Annotated in this window: 18 protein-coding genes and 3 pseudogenes; 8 read left to right on the forward strand and 13 right to left on the reverse strand. The window is 61.1% G+C overall.

Annotation, left to right across the window (positions count from 1 at the left end; genetic code table 11):
* Positions 1-3: 3 nt before the first annotated feature.
* Complete coding sequence (locus PSH57_RS01285; RefSeq protein WP_305387360.1) at positions 4-786, forward strand: MetQ/NlpA family ABC transporter substrate-binding protein; 783 nt, start codon at positions 4-6, stop codon at positions 784-786.
* A gap of 328 nt (positions 787-1,114) precedes the next feature.
* Here the strand turns inward: PSH57_RS01285 and PSH57_RS01290 are convergent, their stop codons facing one another.
* Positions 1,115-2,275, reverse strand: coding sequence for an AAA family ATPase (locus PSH57_RS01290; RefSeq protein WP_305387361.1), 1,161 nt, complete (start codon positions 2,273-2,275; stop codon positions 1,115-1,117).
* A gap of 139 nt (positions 2,276-2,414) precedes the next feature.
* Between PSH57_RS01290 and PSH57_RS01295 the strand changes: the two genes are divergently transcribed.
* The 3 genes from PSH57_RS01295 to PSH57_RS01305 are packed head-to-tail and all read left to right on the forward strand — an operon-like array spanning position 2,415 to position 7,623.
* Positions 2,415-3,518 (forward strand): efflux RND transporter periplasmic adaptor subunit, encoded by a 1,104-nt coding sequence (locus tag PSH57_RS01295; protein WP_305387362.1) that lies wholly within the window; start codon positions 2,415-2,417, stop codon positions 3,516-3,518.
* A complete protein-coding gene (locus PSH57_RS01300) occupies positions 3,515-4,579 on the forward strand; it encodes an efflux RND transporter periplasmic adaptor subunit (protein ID WP_305387363.1) in 1,065 nt (354 codons plus the stop codon). Before PSH57_RS01295 ends, PSH57_RS01300 begins: the two co-directional genes overlap by 4 nt.
* Positions 4,576-7,623 (forward strand): efflux RND transporter permease subunit, encoded by a 3,048-nt coding sequence (locus PSH57_RS01305; protein WP_305416286.1) that lies wholly within the window; start codon positions 4,576-4,578, stop codon positions 7,621-7,623. Before PSH57_RS01300 ends, PSH57_RS01305 begins: the two co-directional genes overlap by 4 nt.
* A 159-nt stretch (positions 7,624-7,782) precedes the next feature.
* On the opposite strand, the gene PSH57_RS01310 is transcribed toward PSH57_RS01305, so the two are convergent.
* A complete protein-coding gene (locus PSH57_RS01310; RefSeq protein ID WP_305387364.1) occupies positions 7,783-10,002 on the reverse strand; it encodes a heavy metal translocating P-type ATPase in 2,220 nt (739 codons plus the stop codon).
* Positions 10,003-10,088: 86 nt separating this feature from the next.
* On the opposite strand from PSH57_RS01310, the gene cadR reads away from it, so the two are divergent.
* On the forward strand, positions 10,089-10,535 hold the full coding sequence (cadR, locus tag PSH57_RS01315; RefSeq protein ID WP_305387365.1) for a Cd(II)/Pb(II)-responsive transcriptional regulator: 447 nt from the start codon (positions 10,089-10,091) through the stop codon (positions 10,533-10,535).
* A gap of 193 nt (positions 10,536-10,728) precedes the next feature.
* Here cadR and PSH57_RS01320 read toward each other — a convergent pair whose 3' ends face one another.
* The 3 genes from PSH57_RS01320 to PSH57_RS01330 form a co-directional block, all read right to left on the reverse strand.
* The gene (locus PSH57_RS01320; RefSeq protein WP_305387366.1) at positions 10,729-11,700 is read right to left on the reverse strand and encodes a thymidylate synthase; all 972 of its coding nucleotides are present in this window, start codon (positions 11,698-11,700) and stop codon (positions 10,729-10,731) included.
* A gap of 48 nt (positions 11,701-11,748) precedes the next feature.
* A complete protein-coding gene (gene lgt, locus PSH57_RS01325) occupies positions 11,749-12,558 on the reverse strand; it encodes a prolipoprotein diacylglyceryl transferase (protein ID WP_305387367.1) in 810 nt (269 codons plus the stop codon).
* 68 nt (positions 12,559-12,626) lie between these two features.
* Positions 12,627-13,409, reverse strand: coding sequence for a sulfite exporter TauE/SafE family protein (locus PSH57_RS01330; protein WP_305390253.1), 783 nt, complete (start codon positions 13,407-13,409; stop codon positions 12,627-12,629).
* A gap of 299 nt (positions 13,410-13,708) precedes the next feature.
* Here PSH57_RS01330 and PSH57_RS01335 point away from each other — a divergent pair, with 299 nt between their 5' ends.
* A complete protein-coding gene (locus PSH57_RS01335; RefSeq protein WP_305416287.1) occupies positions 13,709-14,455 on the forward strand; it encodes an NRDE family protein in 747 nt (248 codons plus the stop codon).
* Between the two features lie 131 nt (positions 14,456-14,586).
* On the opposite strand, the gene ptsP is transcribed toward PSH57_RS01335, so the two are convergent.
* Complete coding sequence (gene ptsP, locus PSH57_RS01340; protein ID WP_047226814.1) at positions 14,587-16,866, reverse strand: phosphoenolpyruvate--protein phosphotransferase; 2,280 nt, start codon at positions 16,864-16,866, stop codon at positions 14,587-14,589.
* Positions 16,867-16,888: 22 nt separating this feature from the next.
* Positions 16,889-17,368, reverse strand: coding sequence for an RNA pyrophosphohydrolase (locus tag PSH57_RS01345; RefSeq protein ID WP_003186867.1), 480 nt, complete (start codon positions 17,366-17,368; stop codon positions 16,889-16,891).
* Between the two features lie 143 nt (positions 17,369-17,511).
* Between PSH57_RS01345 and PSH57_RS01350 the strand changes: the two are divergent.
* Positions 17,512-18,168, forward strand: a pseudogene (locus tag PSH57_RS01350) (histidinol-phosphatase).
* A gap of 120 nt (positions 18,169-18,288) precedes the next feature.
* Here the strand turns inward: PSH57_RS01350 and PSH57_RS01355 are convergent.
* The gene (locus PSH57_RS01355) at positions 18,289-18,714 is read right to left on the reverse strand and encodes a DUF2269 domain-containing protein (RefSeq protein WP_305387370.1); all 426 of its coding nucleotides are present in this window, start codon (positions 18,712-18,714) and stop codon (positions 18,289-18,291) included.
* 42 nt (positions 18,715-18,756) lie between these two features.
* The gene (ilvA, locus tag PSH57_RS01360) at positions 18,757-20,271 is read right to left on the reverse strand and encodes a threonine ammonia-lyase, biosynthetic (protein ID WP_305387371.1); all 1,515 of its coding nucleotides are present in this window, start codon (positions 20,269-20,271) and stop codon (positions 18,757-18,759) included.
* Between the two features lie 137 nt (positions 20,272-20,408).
* Here ilvA and rpiA point away from each other — a divergent pair, with 137 nt between their 5' ends.
* Positions 20,409-21,080: a ribose-5-phosphate isomerase RpiA gene (gene rpiA, locus PSH57_RS01365; protein ID WP_305387372.1), complete on the forward strand. Its 672-nt coding sequence runs from the start codon at positions 20,409-20,411 to the stop codon at positions 21,078-21,080.
* A 173-nt stretch (positions 21,081-21,253) separates the two neighbouring features.
* Here the strand turns inward: rpiA and PSH57_RS01370 are convergent.
* From PSH57_RS01370 to PSH57_RS01385, 4 genes and pseudogenes are all read right to left on the reverse strand, one after another.
* A pseudogene (locus PSH57_RS01370) lies at positions 21,254-22,172 on the reverse strand (SdiA-regulated domain-containing protein).
* Between the two features lie 118 nt (positions 22,173-22,290).
* Positions 22,291-23,224 (reverse strand): annotated as a pseudogene (locus PSH57_RS01375) (SdiA-regulated domain-containing protein).
* A 162-nt stretch (positions 23,225-23,386) separates the two neighbouring features.
* A complete protein-coding gene (locus PSH57_RS01380) occupies positions 23,387-24,052 on the reverse strand; it encodes a fumarylacetoacetate hydrolase family protein (RefSeq protein ID WP_305387375.1) in 666 nt (221 codons plus the stop codon).
* A gap of 42 nt (positions 24,053-24,094) precedes the next feature.
* Positions 24,095-25,489: an FAD-binding oxidoreductase gene (locus PSH57_RS01385; protein WP_305387377.1), complete on the reverse strand. Its 1,395-nt coding sequence runs from the start codon at positions 25,487-25,489 to the stop codon at positions 24,095-24,097.
* Between the last annotated feature and the right edge of the window lie 170 nt (positions 25,490-25,659).

The raw sequence follows: 25,659 nt of genomic DNA on the forward strand, positions 1-25,659 counted from the left end.
TGCATGAAAAAGGTTCTGTTATTCACCGCATTGGCAGCAGCCCTGACTTCGGGTCTGGCCCAGGCGGCGGAGAAACTGGTCGTGGCGGCCACCCCGGTGCCCCACGCTGAAATTCTTGAGCTGATCAAGCCGGCCTTGGCCAAAGAAGGCGTGGACCTGCAAATCAAGGTGTTCACCGACTACGTTCAACCCAACGTACAGGTTGATCAGAAGCACCTGGACGCCAACTACTTTCAGACCCTGCCGTACCTCAAGAGCTTCAACGAAGGCAAAGGCACCGATCTGGTGACCGTGATCGGCGTACATGTGGAACCGTTTGGTGGCTACTCGAAGAAAGTCAAAAGCCTGGCCGAACTCAAGGACGGCGCGACCATCGCCATTCCCAACGAAGGCAGCAACAGTGGTCGCGCCCTGATCCTGCTGCAGAAGGCTGGCCTGATCGAGCTCAAGGACCCGAAAAACGCCCTGGCGACGCCCAAGGACATCGCCAAGAATCCGAAGAACTTCCAGTTCAAGGAGCTGGAGTCGGCCATGCTGCCGCGTGTGCTGGATCAGGTCGACCTGGACATGATCAACACCAACTACGCTTTGGAAGCGGGTCTTAACCCGGCCAAGGATGCGCTGGTAATCGAAGGTTCGGATTCGCCGTATGTGAACTTCCTGGTGGCCCGCCCGGACAACAAGGACAGCCCGGCCATGCAGAAACTGGCCAAGGCCCTGACCAGTCCGGAAGTGAAGGCGTTTATCGAGAAGAAATACAGTGGCGCGGTATTGCCGGCGTTCTGATCGAACAGCAAGGATTTGAAGTTTCAACGCCGACGGCTTTGCCAGCGTCGGCGTTTTTTTGTGCCGACGCTCAGAACCCGTCTTCATCGACGCGGCTATGCAGGCGGTTTTTTCAATGCGCGGCGCAGGGCCACGAGCAGTTTGACGATGTCGCGTGGGTCGAGGTGCTGCGGGGCTTTCACGTCAGCCATTGTGATCTTCCTTGTGAGGGGGGGCAGGCAGTCTGGCCATAAGCTGCGGTTCCTTGGAGAGGTCCGTCGAGAAATAGACCTGTCCTACAGCCAGGGGAAAAATAGCCTTCTTACCTGGCCCCTGCAAATACCGTCGATCAATCCGGCCAACTCCAGGCCGGCGCATCCAGTATTCCCTGGCCGACGATCCCGGTCTGGCCCAGATCTTTCTCCAGCACGATGCAATTGCAGTCGCCGTCCTGCTGCAAGGCGGTGATCAAGCGTCGGGCATGGGAAACCACCCAGACCTGACAGTCCGCTGAAGCGCGGATGATCAACCGCGCCAGGGCCGGCAACAGGTCCGGGTGCAGGCTGGTTTCCGGTTCGTTGAGCACCATCAGCGAGGGTGGGCGCGGGGTGAGCAGTGCCGCTATCAGCAGCAGATAGCGCAGGGTTCCGTCTGAAAGTTCGGCGGCCGACAGCGGGCGCAGCAAGCCATGCTGATGAAACTCGATGCCGAAACGCCCGCCTTGCAGTTTCTCGATATGCAGCCGGGCACCGGGGAATGCGTCGCTGATGGACGAGTGCAAGGCTTGATCGTCGCCGATCTCAAGAATGGTTTGCAGGGCAGCGGCCAGGTCACGCCCGTCGTGGTGCAGCACCGGCGTGCGGGTGCCCAGTTGCGGCTGGCGCGCCGGGGCGTCGGCGTCGCTGCGAAAGTGATCGTAGAAGCGCCAGCGACGAATGAACTCGCGCATCTGCAGCACCTCCGGTGAGGCGCGCAAGCTGCCGACCTGGTCGAACAAACTGTCAAAAGTGGGCGTGTGCTGAGCCAGGACGTCCCAGGTGCGACCATCCCGGGCACGGATCATGGGCCCGTTGCGATCCACCAGCAGGCTGGCGGGACGAAACACCGGGCCGGCCCAGATGCATTCGCGCTTGATTTCAGGGTCCAGTGAAAACGCGGACAAACTCGGTTCCGGCAGGCCGAGGGAAATCGAATAGCTGAAATCTTCCCCGGCAAAACCCAGGCGCAGACGTTTCGTGCTGAGCCGCACCGTGGCCCCGATGGGCACCTCGCCGTTGCGCATACGCCGGCTGATCACTTCCGGCCCGGCCCAGAAGGTCGAGTCCAGCCCGCCTTCACGGGCCAGGGCGTTGACCACGCCGCCCTGGGCCGTCTCCGCCAACAGGCGCAGGGCGCGATACAGATTGGATTTGCCACTGCCGTTGGGGCCGGTGATCAGGTTCAGCCGGCCCAGGGGGATCACCAGTTTGTTGATCGAGCGGTAGTTGGCCACCGCCAGTGTCTTGAGCATGTGCAAATTTTCCCTGCTGCAGAGGCATTAGTCTGCCTGATTGGCGCATCCATTGTGATCCTGTGCTTGGTGTTGAACCCTGTTCTAAGCTCACAGTCGTAACGTCACTGGTACGTCCGTACAACGCAAAGGAGTCTGCATGGCTGGTCCTCGAAGCAAAGTTCTGGTTGGCCTTGGCTTGTGTGTGTTGTTGGCCGGATGCGGTGATGAAAAGCCCGAGGAAAAAGCCCTGCCGCGGGTTTTCGTGCAGCAAGCCGTGCCCTCCGAATATGCGGCCTCGGTGACCCTCACCGGGGATGTCCAGGCCCGGGTGCAGACCGATCTGTCGTTTCGCGTGGCCGGCAAGATCGTCGAGCGCAAGGTGGATGTCGGTGACCGGGTTTCGGCCCGGCAAGTGCTCGCCCGGCTCGACCCCCAGGACTTGCAGACCCGCGTTGATTCCGCCCAGGCTCAGGTGGCCGCCGAACAGGCGCGGGTCAAGCAGAGTGCGGCGGCGTTCGTGCGCCAGCAAAAACTCTTGCCCAAGGGCTATACCAGCCAGAGCGAATATGACACGGCCCAGGCGCAACTGCGCAGCAGTCAGAGTGCGCTGGCCGCTGCCCAGGCCCAGTTGGCCAACGCCCGCGAACAACTGAGCTATACGGCGCTGATTGCCGAGGCGCCGGGCATTATTACGGCGCGGCAGGCGGAGGTCGGTCAGGTGGTACAGGCGACGGAACCGATCTTCAGCCTGGCCCAGGACGGGGAGCGCGACGCCGTGTTTAATATCTACGAATCACTGTTGCGCGAACCTCCTTCGGACCCCGCCATCGTCATCAGCCTGCTGGATAACCCGGCCATCAAGACCACCGGTACGGTGCGCGAGATCACCCCGGCGGTCTCCGCCGAAACCGGCACCGTGCAGGTCAAGGTGACGCTCAGTGAGTTACCCGAAGGCATGCGCCTGGGTTCGGTGGTTAGTGCCACCGCCAAGTCTGCCGGCAAGACCGCCGTGGAACTGCCCTGGTCGGCGCTGACCAAGAACCTTCACGATCCGGCTGTGTGGCTGGTGGACGGCGAAGGCAAGGCGCAGTTGCACAATGTCACCGTCGGCCGGTATCTCACCGGTAAGGTCATCATCAGTGACGGGCTCAAGGGGGGTGAGAAAGTCGTCACCGCGGGTGGGCAATTGCTGCATCCCGGCGTGCGCGTCGAGATCGCTGAAAATACTTATGAGAAATCTCCGGCAGGAGCCCAGCCATGAAGCGTTTGTGGATGCTCTCAGCCGGCCTGTTGCTGGCAGCGTGCTCGAAGGAAGAGCCGCCACCTGAGCCGGTGCGCCCGGTGTTGTCCATCGAGGTTCGCGCGCTCGACCAGCAGGCCCTTGGGCGTTTCGCGGGCAGCATCCAGGCCCGTTACGAGAGCAATGTGGGTTTCCGCGTGCCGGGGCGGATCGCCAGTCGCAACGTCGATGTGGGCGCCGAAGTGAAGAAGGGCGACCTGCTCGCCACCCTCGACCCCACCGATCAACAGAACCAGTTGCGCGCCGCCCAGGGCGATCTGGCTCGGATCGAGGCGCAGTACATCAATGCCCAGGCCAATGCCCGTCGCCAGCAGCAATTGTTCGACCGAGGCGTCGGTGCCCAGGCGCAACTGGACATCGCCCAGACCGACCTGAAAACCACCGCAGCTTCCCTGGAACAGGCCCGTGCATCGGTGGAGCAGGCCCGCGACCAACTCAACTACAGCCAGTTGCACACCGACCACGATGCAGTCGTCACGGCCTGGAATGCCGAGGCCGGGCAGGTGGTTACTGCCGGCCAGCAAGTGGTGACCCTGGCTCGCCCGGACATCAAGGAAGCGGTGATCGACCTGCCGGCCGGCCTGGCTGAGCGTCTGCCCGCCGATGTCGTGTTCGAGGTCGCCGCGCAACTGGACCCGAGCATCCGCACGAGCGCCACCGTGCGCGAGATCGAACCCCAGGCCCAAAGTGCCACCCGCACGCGCCGCGCACGGCTGACTCTGAACGACACACCGCCCGGCTTTCGCCTGGGCACGGCCATCAGCGTGACCCTGAGTTCAACCATCGAGTCACGCATCGAGCTGCCGCTGAGTGCGTTGCAAGAGGTCGATGGCAAGGCGCGGATCTGGCTTGTCGATCCGCAGAGCCAGACCGTTTCCCCCCGTGAGGTGAGGATTCTCAGCCGCTCCACCGACTCGGTGCTGGTGGCCAATGGCATCAAGCCCGGCGACCGTGTGGTCAGCGCCGGTGTGAACAGCCTCCAGCCGGGGCAGAAAGTGAAACTCGACGAGGACGCACGATGAAAGGGCCTTTCAACTTATCCGAATGGGCCCTGCGGCATCAGTCGTTTGTCTGGTACTTAATGTTCGTCGCCCTGTTGATGGGGGTGTTTTCGTACATGAACCTGGGGCGCGAAGAAGACCCCTCGTTCACCATCAAGACCATGGTCATCCAGACCCGTTGGCCCGGCGCGACCCAGGAGGAAACCCTCAAACAGGTCACCGACCGCATCGAGAAGAAACTCGAAGAGCTCGACTCCCTCGACTACGTCAAAAGCTACACCCGGCCGGGCGAGTCGACGGTGTTCGTGTACTTGCGCGATACCACCGGCGCCGAGGAAATCCCCGGGATCTGGTATCAGGTTCGCAAGAAAATCGACGACATCCGTGGCGACTTCCCCCAAGGCCTGCAAGGCCCGGGATTCAACGATGAGTTCGGCGATGTGTACGGCTCGGTCTATGCCTTTACCGGCGACGGGCTTTCGATGCGTCAGTTGCGCGATTATGTGGAGCAAGTGCGCGCCGAGATCCGTGAGGTACCGGGCCTGGGCAAGGTCGAGATGGTGGGCGAGCAGGATGAAGTCCTGTACCTGAATTTTTCGACCCGCAAGCTCGCCGCGCTGGGTATTGATCAGCGCCAGGTGGTGCAGAGCCTGCAATCCCAGAACGCTGTGACCCCCGCCGGGGTGATCGACGCCGGGCCGGAGCGGATTTCCGTGCGCACTTCCGGGCAGTTCCAGTCGGAAAAGGACCTGGCCAACGTCAATCTGCGGCTCAATGATCGTTTTTATCGACTGGCCGATATCGCTGACATCAGTCGCGGATATGTCGACCCCGCGACCCCCATGTTTCGCTTCAATGGTACGCCGGCCATCGGCCTGGCCATTGCGATGAAGAAGGGCGGCAACATCCAGGAATTCGGCGAGTCACTGCACGCGCGCATGAACGAACTGACCGCCGATCTGCCAGTAGGCGTCGACGTGCATACCGTGTCGGACCAGGCTGAAGTGGTGGAGGAGGCGGTCGGCGGTTTCACCAGCGCGTTGTTCGAGGCGGTGATTATCGTGCTGGTGGTCAGCTTTATCAGCCTTGGCTTGCGGGCCGGGCTGGTGGTCGCCTGCTCGATTCCGCTGGTATTGGCGATGGTCTTTGTGTTCATGGAATACAGCGGCATCACCATGCAGCGGATTTCCCTCGGTGCGCTGATCATCGCTCTCGGCCTGCTGGTGGACGACGCGATGATCACCGTGGAAATGATGGTCACGCGCCTGGAGAAAGGCGAAACCAAGGAACAGGCCGCGACCTTCGCCTATACCTCAACGGCGTTCCCGATGCTCACCGGGACCCTGGTGACCGTGGCCGGGTTCGTGCCCATCGGCCTGAACGCCAGCTCCGCCGGCGAGTACACCTTTACCCTGTTTGCAGTCATTGCCGTGGCGATGCTGGTGTCGTGGATCGTCGCGGTGCTGTTCGCCCCGGTGATCGGCGTGCACATCCTCAGTACCAACGTCAAACCCCACAGCAATGAGCCGGGCCGGATCGGCCGGGCGTTCAATGGCGGCTTGCTGTGGTCGATGCGCAATCGCTGGTGGGCGATCGGCATCACCGTGCTGCTGTTTGTGTTGTCGGTGTTTTGCATGCGTTTTGTGCAGAACCAGTTCTTCCCGTCTTCGGACCGCCCGGAAATTCTGGTGGACCTGAACCTGCCGCAGAACGCTTCGATGGACGAGACCCGCAAAGCGGTTGATCGCCTGGAAGCGATCCTCAAGGGCGACCCGGACATCGAGCGCTGGAGCACTTACATCGGGGAGGGTGCGATTCGTTTTTACCTGCCGCTGGATCAGCAGTTGCAGAATCCGTACTACGCGCAGTTGGTGATTGTCAGCAAAGGCCTGGAGTCGCGCACGGCCCTCACCGAACGCCTGCAAAAGCGTTTGCGCGAGGACTTCGTCGGCATTGGCAGCTATGTGCAGGCGCTGGAGATGGGCCCGCCGGTGGGGCGGCCGATCCAGTACCGGGTCAGCGGCAAGGACATCGACCAGGTGCGCAAGCACGCCATTGAGCTGGCCAGTGAACTGGACAAGAACACCCACATCGGCGAAATCATTTACGACTGGAACGAGCCGGGCAAGGTGCTGCGTATCGACATTGCCCAGGACCGGGCGCGGCAACTGGGCTTGTCTTCGGAAGACGTGGCCAGGCTGATGAACAGTATCGTCAGCGGTTCGCCGGTGACCCAGGTCAATGACGATATATACCTGATCAACGTGGTCGGGCGTGCCGAAGACGCCGAGCGCGGTTCGCCGGAGACCCTGCAGAATTTACAGATCGTCACGCCGAGCGGCACCTCCATTCCGCTGCTGGCGTTCGCCACGGTGCGCTATGAACTGGAACAACCCTTGGTGTGGCGTCGCGACCGCAAGCCAACCATCACCATCAAGGCCGCGGTGCGCGATGAAATCCAGCCCACCGATCTGGTGAAGCAACTGCAACCGGCCATCGATCAATTCGCTGCCGGCCTGCCGGTGGGCTACAAGGTCGCCACTGGGGGGACGGTGGAAGAAAGCAGCAAAGCCCAAGGGCCGATTGCCAGCGTCGTGCCGCTGATGCTGTTTTTAATGGCGACGTTCCTGATGATCCAGCTGCACAGCGTGCAGAAAATGTTCCTGGTGGCCAGCGTCGCGCCCCTCGGGTTGATCGGCGTGGTGCTCGCGCTGGTGCCGACGGGCACGCCCATGGGCTTTGTGGCGATCCTCGGGATCCTCGCGTTGATCGGTATCATCATCCGCAACTCGGTGATCCTGGTGACCCAGATCGATGAGTATGAACGTGACGGGTACGAGCCCTGGGATGCCGTGGTGCAAGCCACCGAACATCGGCGCCGGCCGATCCTGCTCACGGCGGCCGCCGCGAGCCTGGGGATGATCCCGATTGCCCGGGAAGTGTTCTGGGGGCCGATGGCCTACGCGATGATTGGCGGGATCATCATCGCCACCCTGCTGACGTTGCTGTTCCTGCCGGCGCTGTATGTGGCCTGGTACAAGATTCGCGAGCCCCAGCGCGACTGAATAGGCGTTGAATCACTGGGGCTGCTGTGCAGCCCTATCGCGAGCAAGCTTTGCTCCCACAGCAGACCTGCAGTGATTTCAAAATGCTGTATTCACAAAGCTCCAACGGTGGGAGCAAAGCTTGCTCGCGATAGGGCCCGTCCAGCCACCCAGGACGTCTTACTTGCGCAACAACCGCAACCCATTGAACACCACCAGCAAGCTCACCCCCATGTCGGCAAACACCGCCATCCACATGGTGGCAACCCCGGCAAAGGTAAACCCGAGAAAGATCGCCTTGATGACCAGCGCCAAAGCGATGTTCTGTTTCAGGATGCTCGAAGTCTGCCGCGACAGGCGGATGAACGCCGGGATCTTGCGCAAATCATCGTCCATCAGGGCAACATCGGCGGTCTCAATGGCGGTGTCGGTGCCCGCCGCCGCCATGGCGAAGCCGATTTCCGAGCGGGCCAGGGCAGGGGCGTCGTTGATGCCATCGCCCACCATGCCGACCCGGTGACCCGAGGCATACAAGTCTTCGATGGCTTGCAGCTTGTCGCCTGGCAACAGGTCGCCTCGGGCCTGATCCATGCCCACCTGCGCCGCAATCGCTTCGGCGGTGTGGACGTTGTCGCCGGTAAGCATCAGGGTCTTGATGCCCAGCTCATGCAATTGCTGGATGGCTTCGCGGCTGGAGTCCTTGACCGTGTCGGCCACCGCAAACAATGCCAAGGGGCCTGAATTGTCGAGCAACAGCACCACGGACTTGCCTTGTTTTTCCAGGGCGAAGAGTTTCTCTTCCAGCGCGGGGGAGCACAGGCCCAGGTCCTCCACCAGACGGTGATTGCCCAAGTGATAAGTCTGACCGTTGATATCGCCGCGCACCCCACGTCCTGGCAGCGCTGCGAAGTTATCCACAGCGTGCGGCGCCAACTGGTTATCCACAGCTGCATTGGCGATCGCGTGAGAGACCGGATGGTCGGAACGGGTGGCAAGGCTGGCGGCCAAAGCGGGTGCGCTCGCTTCCACCGTCGGGTCGAGCGGTACATAGTCGGTCTGCACCGGCTTGCCATGGGTGATCGTGCCGGTCTTGTCCAGGGCCAGATAATCGAGCTTGTGGCCGCCCTCCAGATACACGCCGCCCTTGATCAGAATGCCTTTGCGCGCCGCTGCGGCGAGGCCGCTGACGATGGTCACCGGGGTGGAAATCACCAGCGCACACGGACAGGCCACCACCAATAGCACCAGCGCCCGGTAGATCCAGTCGAACCAGATCGCCCCCATGAACAGCGGCGGGATGATCGCCACGGCCAGCGCCAGGACAAACACCGCCGGGGTGTAGATTTTCGAGAATTGATCGACGAAACGTTGGGTGGGCGCGCGAGAGCCTTGGGCCTGCTCCACGGCGTGGATGATCCGCGCCAGGGTGGAGTGGTCGGCCGCGGCAGTCACGGTGTATTCCAGTTCGCCGGCCTGGTTGATGGTGCCGGCGAAGACCTTGTCGCCCACGGTTTTTTCCACCGGCAGGCTCTCGCCGGTAATGGGCGCCTGGTCGATGGTGGAGCGACCGGCGACGACGTCCCCGTCCAGACCCACCCGTTCGCCTGGGCGAATCCGCACCCGTGCGCCAAGGGTGATGGCCTTGACCGCTTGCACCTGCCAGGTGCCATCGGCCTGTTGCACAGTGGCCTGTTCCGGGGCCATCTGCATCAGGCCGCTGATGGCGTTGCGCGCCCGATCCAGGGACTTGGCCTCAATCAGCTCAGCCACCGTAAACAGGAACATCACCATCGCCGCTTCTGGCCATTGGCCGATCAGCACCGCACCGGTCACCGCGATGCTCATCAGCGCATTGATGTTCAGGTTGCGGTTTTTCAGCGCGATCCAGCCCTTCTTGTAGGTACCGAGACCGCCACTGAGGATCGATACCAATGCCACCATCGCGACCACCCACTCTGGCGCCGCGCTGGTGAAGTGGATCACCTCGGCACCCAGGGCGGTGACACCCGACAGTGCCAGCGGCCACCAGGGTTTGGCCGGGGCGGGCAGGTCGCTGGTTTCTTTTTCCTGGCCCGGGGTGAACGGCTCGGCCTGCATGCCCAGGGACTGGATGGCGGCGATGATCGGCGTGTCGTTGGGCAAGTCGTGGGTCACGCCCAGCACGCGGTTGATCAGGTTGAATTCCAGTTGTTGTACGCCTTCAAGTTTGCCGAGCTTGTTCTGGATCAGCGTCTGTTCGGTGGGGCAGTCCATGGCCTCGATGCGAAAATTGCTCAGCCGTGCGCCGTCCGTCGGGGCTTTGCCGAGGTTAACCACCGAAGGGGCCGCTTTCGCAGAGCAACAGGAATGCCCGTGGTCATGGCCGTGGTCGGGCTTGTGGGTGTGAATGGAATCGCTCATCGGGTTACGTCCGTGAAAAGTGCCTGTTGCACAGTAAAGACCCTGTAGCCACTATAGGGTCAAGCACCTGTTTTGGAGGCAACGCCATGAAGATCGGCGAACTGGCAAAAATCACCGACTGCCAGGTCGAAACCATTCGTTACTACGAGCGCGAAGGCTTACTGCCGGAGCCGGCCCGCAGCGACGGCAATTATCGCGTTTACACCCAGGCTCATGCCGAGCGGCTGACGTTTATCCGCAACTGCCGCACCCTGGACATGACCCTGGAAGAAATCCGCAGCCTCCTGGCGCTGCGCGACAGCCCCCAGGACCAGTGCGAAAGTGTCAACGCGCTGATCGACGAACACATCCACCACGTCAAGGCCCGCATCGACGGTCTGCTGGCGTTGCAGACACAACTGATCGACCTGCGCCATCGCTGCGGCGAAGGGCCGGACCTGGAGCAATGCGGGATCTTGCAGCGCCTGGAAGTGAGCGGAGCGGTGGCGCCGGAGGTGGCACATTCACATGTGGGGCGTAGTCACGGGCATTGAGCCCTTGCCGCCAATCCGAATACACAGAGCCGCCTATGGGCGAGCCTGTGGGAGCAAAGCTTGGCGCGACCTGTGGGAGCAAAGCTTGCTCGCGACGAACGATAACGCGATCTCCTGACGGATCGAGGCGTTTCCATCGCGAGCAAGCTTTGCTCCCACAGCCCCGCACACAGGGGCTGTTGGTGGGATTCTTTTAGACCGCCATCGGTGCCGTCATCGGTGCATGGTGCTGGTAGCCCTCGAGGGAGAAGTCGCTCGGTTCCACCTGCTCCAGCCACTCAGGCTGGTACACGCCGGTCCTGGCGAACTCCGGCACGCGCTCGGAAATCACCAGTTTGGGCATCGGGAACGGCTCGCGTGTGAGCTGTTCGTTGAGCATGTCCAAGTGGTTTTCGTAGACGTGGGCGTCGCCGATGAAATAGGTGAACCAGCGTGGCGTGTAGCCGGTCAGGCGGCCGATAAGGCTCAGCAGCGCGGCGCCTTCGGTGAGGTTGAACGGCGTGCCCAGGCCCAGGTCGTTGGAACGGATGTAGAGGGTCAGGGAGATTTCCTTCGTCTCGACATTCGGGTGGAACTGGTAGAGCAAATGGCAGGGCGGCAGGGCCATTTCATCGAGCTGGGCGCAGTTCCAGCCGTGGAACAGAATACGCCGGCTGCCCGGGTCCTTGATGATGGTGTCGACGCACTGGCGAATCTGATCGATGGCTTTGTACAGCACCACGTAGGCCTGACCGTTTTCCTCGCCCTCGGCGATTTGCCGGTAACCGTGGGCCAGGGTTTGCTCGATGGCTGCCGGGTTGCTCAACGGAATCTGTTTGTAGGCTGGCCACTTGCGCCATTGCACGCCGTAGATCTCGCCCAGGTCGTCTTCGCCCTGGCGAAACGGGTTGGCCAGCCATTGGGCGTTTTCGTTGGCGTTCTGGTCCCAGACCTTGCAGCCCAGGGCACGGAATTGGGCGGCGTTGTTGACCCCACGAAGAAAGCCGCACATCTCGCCGATGGCCGATTTGAAGGCCATTTTGCGCGTGGTGATGGCCGGGAATCCGTCCTTCAGGTCATAGCGCAACATGGCGCCGGGAAAGCTGATGGTGTTCACACCCGTGCGGTTGGCTTGCTTGGTGCCGTTCTTGATGACGTGGGCCACCAGATCGAGATATTGCTTCATGGGTTACCTGTGTCCTTGAACCCGGGACCAGCGCCCCGGGGTTCGAATTTAAATCTTGGCCGCCGCAGCCGGCGCACGATGATAAGCCAGCCAGATCAGTGCCAGGCCACCAACGATCATTGGCAGGCACAGCAACTGGCCCATGGTCAGCCAGTTCCAGGCCAGATAGCCGAGTTGGGCGTCTGGTACGCGGACGAACTCAACGATGAAACGGAAGATCCCGTAGAACAGCGCGAACATGCCCGACACCGCCATGGTCGGCCGTGGCTTGCGCGAGAACAGCCACAGGATGGCAAACAGTGCCACGCCTTCGAGCGCGAACTGGTACAGCTGCGAAGGATGACGGGGTAGCTGCGCCGGGTCGCTGAACGGCGGGAAGACCATCGCCCATGGCACGTCAGTGGCCTTGCCCCATAATTCGGCGTTGATGAAGTTGCCGATGCGCCCGGCCCCCAGGCCAATCGGCACCATTGGCGCGACGAAGTCCATCAGCTCGAAAAACGACTTGTTGTTGCGTTTGCCGAACCACAGCGCTGCCAGCATCACGCCGATGAACCCGCCGTGGAACGACATGCCGCCCTTCCAGACTTCGAAAATCAGCGTCGGGTTCGCCAGGTACGCGCTCAGGTCGTAGAACAAGACGTAACCCAGGCGTCCGCCGACGATCACGCCCATGGATAGCCAGAACACCAGGTCCGAGAGCTTTTCCTTGTTCCAGGTCGGATCGAAGCGGTTGAGCCGGCTCGACGCCAGCAGCCAGGCGCCGCCGATGCCGATCAGGTACATCAGGCCGTACCAGTGGATTTTCAGCGGGCCGATGGCCAGGGCCACCGGATCGATCTGCGGGTAAGGCAGCATTGATATTCCTCGTAAACGTCAAAAATATCCGGGCGACGCTGCCACCTCGGGATTAAGCCAGGATTGCGTCAGAGCAGAAAACTCAAGCCCACGCTGAACAGCAAAGCGGCGAACAGCCGTTTGAGCAAGCGCGGTGACAGGCGATGGGCCAGTCGCGCGCCGAAGCGGGCGAAAACCATGCTCGTCAGGGCGATGCCCAGTAGCGCCGGCAAATAAATAAAACCGAGACTATGGGCCGGCAGCAGCGGATCTTGCCAGCCCAGAATCATGAAACTTAATGCACTGACCAGCGCAATCGGCAAACCGCAGGCTGATGAAGTTGCCACCGCCTGTTGCATCGGCACGCTGCGCCAGGTCAGGAACGGCACGGTCAGCGAGCCGCCGCCGATGCCGAAAATCGCCGAGGCCCAGCCGATCACCGTACCTGCCACGGTCAACCCGGCCTTACCCGGCACCGTGCGGCTGGCCTTGGGCTTGAAGTCCAGGGCCAGTTGTACGGCGACGACCAAGGCGAACACGCCGATAATTTTTTGCAGGTTCGGGCCGGAAATCGCTTCGGCAGTGACAGCTCCGAAACCGGCACCGATCAGGATTCCTACGGTCATCCAGGCAAAAATCGGCCAGCGCACCGCGCCTTTACGCTGGTGCTCGCGCACGGCATTGACCGACGTGAAGATGATCGATGCCAGGGACGTGCCGACCGCCAGGTGCGTCAGCACCAGTGGGTCGAAGCCCTGCAAGGTAAAACTGAACACCAGCACCGGGACGATGATGATCCCGCCACCCACGCCGAACAGTCCGGCCAGCACGCCGGCACAGGCGCCGAGCAGCAGATAGAGCACAAATTCCACCAGCGTCCCTCGCCCATCCTCGAAACAAGAGCGGCATGGTAACGGATCCATGGCCCTGGGCTCCACTTAAGGCGATGGATGCGTCAGTGATGTATGGGTAGAGTGGCTAATGATTACTGTCCCTGTGGCGAGGGGATTTATCCCCGCTGGGCTGCGTAGCAGCCCTAAAACCTGGGAACTCGGTGTACCGGGTTGATCGAGTTGAAAGTTTTGGGGCTACTTCGTAGCCCAGCGGGGATAAATCCCCTCGCCACAAAAAGCAGTGTTGCTCAGCTCCATTTCTTACACAGGACAACCTGATGTGCCTGATCGTATTTGCCTGGCGACCCGGCCACGCCCGGCCGCTGATCGTGGCGGCCAACCGCGACGAGTTCTACGCGCGTCCGACCTTGCCCTTGGCGCAATGGCCTGACGCCCCTGATGTCCATGCCGGTCGCGATCTGGAGGCCGGGGGCACCTGGCTTGGCGTCGGTGCCGATGGCCGCTTCGCTGCCCTGACCAACATTCGCGACCCGGGACAATCGCCCGGCTTCAAGTCCCGGGGTGAGTTGGTGGCGCGATTTCTGAGCGGAAATAGTTCAATTGCCGATTATTTGAGCGAAGTGGTGCCCCGTGCCGGTGAGTACGGCGGGTTCAACTTGCTGTTGGGCGACGGCACCGAACTGTGGCACCACAACGCCCGCGATGCCCGGCCACAGAGGCTGGCCGAAGGTGTCTACGGCTTGTCGAACGCCGGGTTGAATACACCATGGCCCAAGCTGCTCAAGGCCCGGGCGGCGCTGGGTGAGGTACTGGATGACCCGCAGCCCCAGGCCCTGTTGACGCTGTTGAACGACCCGCAGCCTGCCCCGGTAGCCGAACTGCCGGACACCGGCGTGGGACTGGCGACCGAGACACTGTTGTCGAGTGTGTTCATCGCCAGTCCTGCTTACGGGACACGAGCGAGTACCGCGCTGATTGTCCATGCCGATGGGACGCGGCATTTGGTCGAGCGCAGTTACGGGCCGCTTGGGGGGCATTTGGGGGAGGTGGAGTTCAAGGTTTAGTTTTGTGGTGTTTGTGCCGGCCCCTTCGCGAGCAAGCCCGCTCCCACAGTGGATTTGGTCGTTCACAAAATATGTGGTCACCGAAGATCTACTGTGGGAGCGGGCTTGCTCGCGAAAGGGGCGCCGCAGATTCAGAGTGTTTTGTTCGAAGCCGGATTGATCATCCGCGCCAACCCAAGGTTCTTCAGCGCCAGTTGCAGGGAGCTGTGGATCACCTGCGGGTTATCGATCGTCATCACTTCGGCCAACAATTCCTGGGCCTTGCTGAGGTTGATCTGACGCAGCATCCACTTCACTTTCGGCAGGTTGGTGGCGTTCATCGACAGGCTGTCAAAGCCCATTGCCATCAGCAGCACCGCCGCCGCCGGGTCACCCGCCATTTCGCCGCAGATGCTCACCGGCTTGCCTTCGGCATGGGCGTCGCGTACCACGTTCTGCAGGGCTTGCAGCACCGCCGGGTGCAGATAGTCGTACAGGTCGGCGACCCGCGGATTGTTGCGGTCCACGGCCAGCAAGTATTGGGTCAGGTCGTTGGAGCCGACCGACAGGAAGTCTACCTGTCGCGCCAGTTCCTTGGTCTGGTAAACCGCCGCCGGAATCTCGATCATCACGCCAACCGGCGGCATCGGCACGTCGGTGCCTTCGTCGCGTACTTCGCCCCAGGCCCGGTGGATCAGGTGCAAGGCTTCTTCCAGCTCATGGGTGCCGGAAATCATCGGCAGCAGGATGCGCAGGTTATTCAGACCTTCGCTGGCCTTGAGCATGGCGCGGGCCTGGACCAGGAAGATTTCCGGGTGGTCCAGCGTCACGCGTATCCCGCGCCAGCCAAGGAACGGGTTGTCTTCCTTGATGGGGAAGTAGGACAGGGATTTGTCCCCGCCGATGTCCAGGCTGCGCATGGTCACCGGTTGCGGATGGAATGCGGCCAATTGTTCGCGATAGATCGCCAGCTGTTCCTTTTCGCTGGGGAAGCGCTGGTTGATCATGAAGGGCACTTCGGTGCGGTACAGGCCCACGCCCTCGGCGCCGCGCTTCTGCGCCCGGGCCACGTCGGCCAGCAGGCCGGTGTTGACCCACAGCGGCATGCGGTGGCCGTCGAGTGTCACGCAAGGCAAGTCCCGCAGCGCATCCAGGCCCAGGGACAGTTGCTTTTCTTCCTCCACCACATCGGCAAACTGCTTGCGCAGCAATTCGGTGGGGTTGGTGTAGACCTCGCCGTGGTAGCCGTCGACGATCATCTGGATGCCGTCGACCTTTGAATACGGCAGGTCCACCACGCCCATGACCGTCGGAATGCCCATGGCACGAGCCAGGATCGCGACGTGGGAGTTGCCCGAACCCAATACCGAGACCAGGCCCGCGAGCTTGCCTTCAGGCACCTCGCCGAGCATGGCCGGGGTCAATTCTTCGCTGATCAGGATGGTGTTATCGGGATAGACGAGGGTCTGCTGACGCTCCTGTTGCAAGTAGGCCAGCAGCCGGCGGCCGAGGTCCTTGACGTCGGAGGCGCGCTCGCGCAGGTAGGCGTCGTCCATCAGTTCGAAACGGTTGACGTGGTCGGTCACCACCTGGCGCAACGCACCCTGGGCCCACTGACCGGTCTTGATGACCGTGGTCACCTCGCTGCCCAAGGAGGCGTCGTCGAGCATCATCAGGTAAACGTCGAACAGCGCGCGCTCTTCAGGGCGCAGTTGCGTCGCCAGTTTCGCCGACAGCGCGCGCATGTCGGCCCGCACGCCCTCGATGGCCGTCTTGAACAGGCCCAATTCGGCGGGAATGTCGACAATGGTCTTGTCCGGCACTACATCGAGGTCGGCGGGCGGCAACATGACCACCGCCGTACCCACTGCCGCGCCCGGTGAGCCTGGCACGCCGACGAACTTGGCTTCCTGGATGCCCTTGCCCTGGCGGCCCAGGCCGCTGATCGAGCCGGTGGCTTCGGCGTGGGCGATAACCCCGGCCAATTGCGCGCTCATGGTCACGAGGAAGGCTTCTTCACCTTCGTCGAACTGGCGACGCTCCTTTTGCTGGATGACCAGCACGCCGACGACTCGGCGGTGGTGGATGATCGGCGCCCCGAGGAATGAGGCGTAGCGCTCTTCGCCGGTCTCGGCAAAATAGCGATAGCGCGGGTGATCCGCGGCATTTTCGAGGTTCAGGGGTTCTTCGCGCGTGCCGACCAGGCCGACCAGACCTTCATTGGGTGCCATGCTGACCTTGCCAATCGAGCGCTTGTTCAAGCCCTCGGTGGCCATCAGCACAAAACGGTTGGTCTCGGGGTCCAGCAGATAGACCGAGCAGACCTGGCTGCCCATGGCCTCTTTGACGCGCAATACAATAATCCCCAACGCCGCCTTGAGATCCTTGGCGGAGTTAACTTCCTGGACGATCTTGCGCAGCGTATTGAGCATGGCTCGGGGTCGAACTCCGTCGTCAGTCGCGCGTCAGCAGGCGCGGGGCAAGCTCTTTGAGGGCGCGTCGGTAGACCTCGCGCTTGAATGTCACCACCTGGCCCAACGGATACCAATAACTGACCCAGCGCCAGCCATCGAACTCCGGTTTACCGGTCAAATCCATCCGCACCCGCTGCTCGTTGGAGATCAGGCGCAGGAGAAACCATTTCTGCTTCTGGCCGATGCACAGCGGCTGGCTATGCGTTCTGACCAGGCGTTGCGGCAAACGATAACGCAACCAGCCCCGGGTGCAGGCGAGTATTTCGACATCTTCTCGCTCAAGCCCCACTTCTTCGTTCAACTCGCGGTACAAGGCCTCTTCGGGCGTCTCCTGAGGGTTGATCCCTCCCTGGGGAAACTGCCAGGCGTCTTGATTGATACGGCGAGCCCATAGCACCTGCCCTGCATCATTCGTAAGAATGATCCCCACATTGGGTCGGAAACCATCGGGATCGATCACGGCAACAACCTCGCAAACGCATGTCGCCGCATTGTTCCACAAAGGTTGTGAAAGCAGCAACGAGCCCGCCTACCTTATGTGCACTCTTGTGAAAAGTCCGTATTCTGGACGCCTTTCTTCAGATTCTTCAGCGAGTAACTGCAATGCGGCTGGCTTTATTCGACTTGGACAACACCTTGCTGGGCGGCGACAGCGACCACGCCTGGGGCGATTACCTGTGTGAGCGCGGCTTCCTCGACGCCGTTACGTACAAGGCGCGCAATGACGAGTTCTATCAGGATTAACTGGCCGGCAAGCTCGACAACGCCGAGTACCTGAATTTTTGCCTGGAAATCCTTGGCCGCACGGAGATGGAGGTGCTGGCACAGTGGCATCTGGACTACATGCGCGACTGCATCGAACCGATTGTGTTGCCCCAGGCAATCGAGCTGTTGAGTAAACACCGTGAGGCCGGCGACAAGCTGGTGATTATCACCGCCACCAATCGCTTCGTCACCGGACCTATCGCTGAGCGCCTGGGCGTCGAAACCCTGATCGCCACCGAGTGCGAAATGATCGACGGGCGCTACAGCGGGCGCAGTACCGACATTCCGTGTTTTCGCGAGGGCAAGGTGATGCGGCTCAATCGTTGGCTGGAGGAGACTGGCCATTCGCTGGATGGCAGTTACTTCTACAGTGACTCGATGAATGACCTGTCGCTGCTGGAAGTGGTGACCCATCCGGTGGCCGTGGATCCGGACCCGAACCTCAGGGCCGAAGCCCAGAAGCGGGGTTGGCCGGTGATTTCGTTGCGCGATTGACTGTGGGAGCAAGGCTTGCCCGCGATAGCTGTGGGAGCAAGGCTTGCCCGCGATGGGCTTTACGCGATGCAAAGGTACTGATGCCAATCGCGAGCAAGCCTTGCTCCAACAGACTGTGTATTAAACCGGCTTGGCCCCCATCAATCCCGCAATGGCGATAAAGCAGACAAAACTGAACAGCGCCAAAGCAAAGGTCAATTTCCCGTTACCTCCTGGCGCCTTGCGCAGTTTATTCAACCGCACCAATAACCAGAACCCCGCCAGCGCCGCCACGGTGTAGAGCACACTGGAAGCCAGCAACCAGGTCTGCCCCAGCGGCCAGCCGATCTGATGCACCATCCACCACCCCGTGAACGGCAGGCTCACCAAGGCAAGGGCCATCACCAGCCAGACAAACACCCGCGGGCGTTGCAGCGTGCGTGCGGCCGCCGTGGCATCGCCGTTACGGCGCGTCCTCCAGACCCAGATGGCCAGCCCCAGGGCACCCGCCAAGAGCAATACCGTGGCGACGACATGAGCGATCTTCAGCGCGGTTAACGTTTCCATCGTTGGATTTCCTTGAGTCTTGCGGGCCAGTCTAGCTCTGCTTTAGCCCAGGAACAGCTGATAGGCCGGGTTATCGCTTTCATCCCAGTACGGGTAGCCGATTTCTTCCAGGGCTGCCGGTACCAGATGACGTTCTTCGTGCGGTACTTGCAATCCCGCCACCACACGACCATCCGCCGCACCATGGTTGCGGTAGTGGAACATTGAGATATTCCAGCGTCCGCCCAGCTTATTGAGGAAGTTGAACAGCGCCCCCGGACGCTCCGGGAATTCGAAGCGCAGCACGACTTCGTCGATGACGTGGGCCGCATGCCCGCCCACCATGTGGCGAATGTGCAGTTTGGCCAGTTCGTTGTCGGTCAGGTCCACCACCGGGAAGCCTTGCTCGGTCAGGCTGGAGATCAGCGCGCTGCGCGGGTCGTTTTCCGGGTGCGTCTGCACGCCCACGAAGATGTGCGCTTCGCTGCCGGTGTTGTAGCGATAGTTGAATTCGGTGATCTGGCGCTTGCCGACGGCTTCGCAGAAGGCCTTGAAGCTGCCCGGCTTCTCGGGAATGGTCACCGCGATGATCGCCTCGCGGCCTTCGCCCAGCTCGGCGCGCTCGGCCACATGGCGCAAGCGGTCGAAATTGACGTTGGCGCCGGAGTCGATGGCTACCAGGGTCTGCCCGCTGATGCCGCGCGACTCGACATATTTCTTGATCCCGGCCACGCCCAAGGCGCCGGCAGGTTCGGTGATCGAGCGGGTATCGTCGTAGATATCCTTGATGGCCGCGCAGATTTCGTCGGTGCTGACGGTGATGACTTCATCCACGTAGTGCTTGCAGATGTCGAAGGTGTGCTGGCCGATCTGCGCCACGGCAACGCCGTCGGCAAACAGTCCCACCGTTGGCAGCACCACCCGCTCTCCGGCAGCCATGGCGGCTTGCAGGCAATTGGAGTCGTCCGGCTCGACGCCGATCACCTTGATCTCTGGTCGCAGGTATTTCACGTAGGCCGCGATCCCGGCGATCAGCCCGCCGCCGCCCACCGGGACGAAAATCGCATCCAGACGGCCCGGATGCTGGCGCAGGATCTCCATCGCCACTGTGCCCTGCCCGGCAATGGTGTGGGGATCGTCATACGGGTGAATGTAGACGTAGCCCTTTTCGTCGACCAGTTTCAGTGAATAGGCCAGGGCTTCGGGGAACGAGTCGCCATGTAGCACCACTTTGCCGCCACGGGAACGTACGCCTTCGACTTTGATTTCCGGAGTGGTCTTGGGCATCACGATGGTGGCTTTGACCCCCAGCACCTTGGCCGCCAGGGCCAGGCCCTGGGCGTGATTGCCCGCCGAAGCCGTGACCACGCCGCGTGCGCGCTCTTCGTCGCTGAGCTGGGTCAGCTTGTTGTAGGCGCCGCGAATCTTGAATGAGAACACCGGCTGCAAGTCTTCGCGCTTAAGCCAGATGTTGTTGCCCAGCCGCTCGGAGAGCTGGCGGGCAGTCTGCAATGGGGTTTCTACGGCAACGTCGTAAACGCGCGAGGTGAGGATCTTTTTGACGTACTGTTCAAGCATCGGAAAGCATCACTGAGCGGGTTGGGCAGGGCCAAGGAGTCTAACCCGGCTTTTGGCTGGGCGACCACACGAATCCCAAGGTTTTGTTGGGTTATACTCGCGCCCCTCTTTACTTCCCGCCCGCTTTCGGAGCCCGCATGACCCAGGATCAACTCAAACAGGCCGTGGCCCAGGCTGCTGTCGACCTCATCCTCCCGAAACTGGATGACAAGAGCATCGTTGGGGTCGGCACCGGCTCGACGGCCAATTGCTTCATCGACGCACTGGCACAGCACAAAGGCGCGTTCGATGGCGCGGTCGCCAGTTCCGAAGCCACCGCCGCGCGCCTGAAGGGCCACGGGATCCCGGTCTATGAGCTCAACACCGTGAGCGATCTGGAGTTCTATATTGACGGCGCCGATGAAAGCGACGCGCACCTGAACCTGATCAAGGGCGGCGGCGCGGCCCTGACCCGCGAGAAGATTGTCGCGGCCGTGGCCAAGACCTTCATCTGCATCGCCGACGCCAGCAAACTGGTACCAGTGCTCGGTGCGTTCCCGCTGCCGGTGGAAGTCATTCCGATGGCCCGCAGCCACGTGGCCCGCCAATTGGTGAAGCTGGGCGGCGACCCGGTATATCGCGAAGGCGTGCTGACCGATAACGGCAACATTATCCTGGATGTCCATAACCTGCAGATCACCAACCCGGTGGAACTGGAAAGCCAGATCAACGCCATCGTCGGCGTGGTCACCAATGGTTTGTTCGCTGCTCGCCCGGCGGATGTGTTGCTGCTGGGTACTCCTGAAGGGGTGAAGACCCTTAATGCTTGATCCGGTGGGATGACTGACGCAGTTGTGGCGAGGGGATTTATCCCCGCTGGGCTGCGTAGCAGCCCTGAAACCTGACTTTTCGGTGTCTCAGATAGGATGAGTTTCCTTGCTTGATTGGGGTTGCTTCGCAACCCGACGGGGATAAATCCCCTCGCCACAGGGTTCATTTTCGATCAATCGGGCTGCGGTTTTTTGAAGACGTAAAACAGATTCGGTTCACTCACCAGATAGAGGTTGCCATCGTCGTCCATGGCAACACCTTCGGCCTGGGGGACGGTTTTTTGCAGCCCTTGACGACCCTTGCTCAACGACAGCGTGCTCAGCGGCCGGCCGTCGATATCCAGTTCGATAATCAAGCGCGATTCATCGGACAGAGCCAGTAGATGGCCGCTGCGCTCGTCGTATTGCAGGCTCGAAAGATCGCGCACGAACAGTCCGGCATCGCGCTTGGGGTTGTTGATTACATGGACAGCGTAGGATTTGTCCGGTTTGTGATGGGGAAAGCCCCGTACTTCATAAATCAGCATGGGATCGCGCTCCTTGGCCACGAACAACCGTTTGCCTACTGAATCGTAGGCCAGCCCTTCGAACCCTTTGTTACCGTTCAGGTGCAGGCCAAGCGTCATTTGTTCTGCATCGGCGGCGTCGAGGAATTGGGTGTCGTCGTCCAAGTGAATCTTGATCAGCCGCTGCTGACGCTCGTCGGTGATGACGTAAATGTCTTCGCTGATGAACTCCACCGCCTCCGGGTCGCCAAAGCCAATCAGGGCGATACGCCTAAGGATCTTGCCGTCCAGTGACAGCTCGATCAGTTCGGCATTCTTGTTGGTAACGGTAAAGAGGCTCTTGCGGATCGGATCGTACGTCAGCGCCGAAACGTCAGTGTCCAGGCCTTCGATCACCTGCGCCTCAACCGTAACCCGATATTGGTCCAGGGCAATGGCCTGCTCGCTGGTTGGGCTGCCAGAGGGCATTGAAGTTGAACCAGGCACGTTCGAACAGGCGCAGGTATTGAGCCGCTGCGATCAAAGCGATTAGCACGATCGTTAACAGCAAGAGAATCAAGGGCTTTGGGCGGGCAAGTCGACGCATGTGGGTGGGCTCGGATGAGAACAGGTGGTTGGAAATACCACGGCTGCCTGAACTGAAGCTTAATGGCCGGATGCCACACCCTACAGCGAAGGATGAATTGCCTTACAGAGTTGCGCTATCAGCGTTGTTTTTCGAAACGATAGAACAGGTTCGGCTCGCTGACCACGTACAGGTTGCCAGCCTCATCGAGGGCGACGCCTTCGGCACGGGGGATCGTGTCTTTGATGCCGTTGAAGCCACCCAGTAACGTCATGAAACTGACCTGTTCGCCTTTATCGTCCAGTTCCAGCAACAGATGGGGAGTCGGCCGACAGCACCAGCGTGTGTCCCGTGCGAGGATCGATCGCCAGCGCCGACAGGTTGCGCAGGTCCAGTTCATCGCTGGCATGGATCTGTTTGTCGCCCTTGAGCAGTTGGCTGCCGTCGCTTTTCCAGGTAAACAGCGCTGGCGGACGCTCTTCGCCCAGGGCCAGTTGTTGGTTGCGGGGATCCCAGGCGACGCCTTCGAAGCCCTTGTTCTGGTTCTTTGAAGGGCCGAGATCGTACTGGGGAAAGTCTGTGCTGTTCAGTTCGCGGGTATCGGCATCGACCTGGATGATCGACAGCGTGTGTTTTCGCTCATCGGTAATCGCTAGCAGGCCATTCTCCATATAGGCCACGCCTTCAGGATTACTCCAGCCCACCAAGGGCATTTTGCGCAGCACGTCACCCTGCAGGGTCAGTTCCACCAGAGACGGGCGCTTGCCCATGACCGCGAACAGGGTTTTGGTCTGCGGGTTATAGGTCAGGTCGGAAGCTTCATCCTCTTCCATTCCTGGCAGGACCTTGGCGTCAATCACGGCGTGGTAGTTCGGCAGCCAGATGCTTTCCTGGCGCTGGGCGGGGCTCTCGAGACGTTCCGATGCCCACAGCAGGCCCCGGTCATCCCAGTGCATTGCATACGCCAGCCAGTAAAAGGCCCCGGCCGCTAACAGCGACCAGGCATACCAGGGCAGCGCCAAGCGAGAGCGGCGGACAGGGTTGGAGGAGGGCCGTGCTAGGGGGGTGGCCATCAGGGGATGCGTTCCAGGTATTCGGGCTAGGGAAATGAATGGCTCAGACGCCGTATTCCCCGGAATTATCCGGATGGCATGTGAAAAAAATGGTAAATGGCCGGGCCCGGCCATTCATGTGGGCACGAGCCGGCTCGCGCCCACAGGGGACAGGTCTTGCGGTTAGCGAACGCTGCTGTCGAAACGGCTCGCGCCTGGCAATTCCAGTACCAGTTCATCGCCGACGTTCAACGGTCCCACGCCCGCCGGAGTGCCGGTGAGGATCACGTCGCCGGCCTGCAATGAGAAGCAGCCGGCCATGTACTGGATCATTGGCACGATAGGGTTGAGCATCAGGCTGCTGTTGCCGTCCTGGCGCACTTCACCGTTGATGCTCAGGCGAACCGGGATGTCGGTCAGGTCGGCAAACGTGCCGTTGGATACGAAAGGTGCGATCACGGCCGCGCCGTCGAAAGATTTGGCGACTTCCCAAGGCAAGCCCTTGGCCTTGAGCTCGGCTTGCTTGTCCCGCAGGGTCAGGTCCAGGGCCGGGGCGAAGCCGGAGATGGCATCCAGTACTTCCTCGGCACTGGGCCGAGTCGACAGTGGCTTGCCGATCAGCACGGCAATCTCAGCTTCGTAATGCACCGCACCACGGTCGGCGGGGATGCTGAAACCGCCTTCCAGCGGCACCGCGCAGCTGCCAGGTTTAATGAACAGCAGGGGTTCGGTGGGAACCGGGTTGTCCAGCTCCTTGGCGTGTTCGGCGTAGTTACGGCCAATGCACACGATTTTTCCGACCGGGAAATGAATTCGGGTACCGTCGACATACTGGTGCTGATAGCTCATTACCGACTCCTGCTTCTGGGATTCATCAGGTGTTTTTTTGCATTAAACCGCGAAGATCTTGCCCGGGTTCATGATGCCGTTCGGGTCGAATACCGCCTTTACGGCCTTCATGTATTCGATTTCCACCGGCGAGCGACTGTAGGTCAGGTAGTCGCGTTTGGTCATGCCTACGCCGTGTTCCGCGGAGATCGAGCCGTTGTATTTCTCGACGGTTTCAAAGACCCACTTGTTCACGGTCGCGCACTTGGCGAAGAAATCGTCCTTGCTCAGGTTTTCTGGCTTGAGGATGTTCAAGTGCAAGTTGCCGTCGCCGATGTGGCCAAACCAGACGATCTCGAAATCCGGGTAGTGTTGACCGACGATCGTGTCGATGTCGCGCAAGAACCCCGGGACTTTCGAGACGGTAACCGAGATGTCGTTCTTGTACGGCGTCCAGTGGGAGATGGTCTCCGAGATGTACTCGCGCAACTTCCACAGGTTTTGCAGTTGGGTTTCGCTTTGGCTCATCACCCCATCCAGCACCCAGCCCTGTTCTACACAGTGTTCAAAAGTTTCCAGGGCGTGGTTGGCGACTTCTTCGGTGGTGGCTTCGAATTCCAGCAGGGCGTAGAACGGGCACTCGGTTTCGAATGGGGCCGGTACATCGCCCCGATCCAGGACCTTGGCCAGGGCTTTGTCGGAGAAAAATTCGAACGCCGTCAGGTCCAGCTTGCCTTGGAAGGCATGCAGTACGGGCATGATCGAGTCAAAATCGGCGGTGCCCAGGACCATGGCGGTGAGGTTCTTCGGCGCCCGGTCCAGGCGCATGGTGGCTTCGACCACGAACCCGAGGGTGCCTTCGGCGCCGATGAACAACTGCCGCAGATCGTAGCCAGTGGCGTTCTTGATCAGGTCCTTGTTCAGTTCCAGCAGGTCACCTTTACCGGTGACGACTTTCATGCCGGCTACCCAGTTGCGGGTCATGCCATAACGAATGACCTTGATTCCCCCGGCATTGGTGCCGATGTTGCCGCCAATCTGGCTGGAACCGGCCGAGGCGAAGTCCACCGGGTAGTACAGGCCGTGCTCTTCAGCCTTGTTCTGCAACTGTTCAGTGACCACGCCTGGCTGGCAGACGGCTGTGCGATCGGTGAGGTTCACGTCGAGAATCTGGTTCATGTAGTCGAATGACACGACCACTTCGCCGTTGGCTGCCACCGCGGCGGCGGACAACCCGGTACGCCCGCCCGATGGCACCAGCGCGACCTTGTGCTCATTGGCCCAGCGCACAATGGCCTGAACCTGTTCGGTGGTCTTGGGGAAGACGATGGCGCTCGGCGCCGGAGCGAAGTGTTTGGTCCAATCCTTGCCGTAAGCGTTCAGGGAGTCGGCATCGGTCAAGACTTTGCCAGGCTCAACCAGGGTCTTCAGCTCATCTATCACGGCAGGATTGGTCATCGACAGAACTCTCGAACAATTCATGGTCATCCTGAGAACGCTTCACGTCGCAGGAATGAGTGTTTAGCGGGGTGCGTATGCTAGCATACCGACCCCGCAGCGTAGTGCCCATTGGCTGTTCTGCGGCGACGGCTGTCATGCCGGTCGGACCAGCGTGCGCTGTCCGATTC

This window comes from Pseudomonas hefeiensis (assembly GCF_030687835.1).
Lineage (GTDB): Bacteria > Pseudomonadota > Gammaproteobacteria > Pseudomonadales > Pseudomonadaceae > Aquipseudomonas > Aquipseudomonas hefeiensis.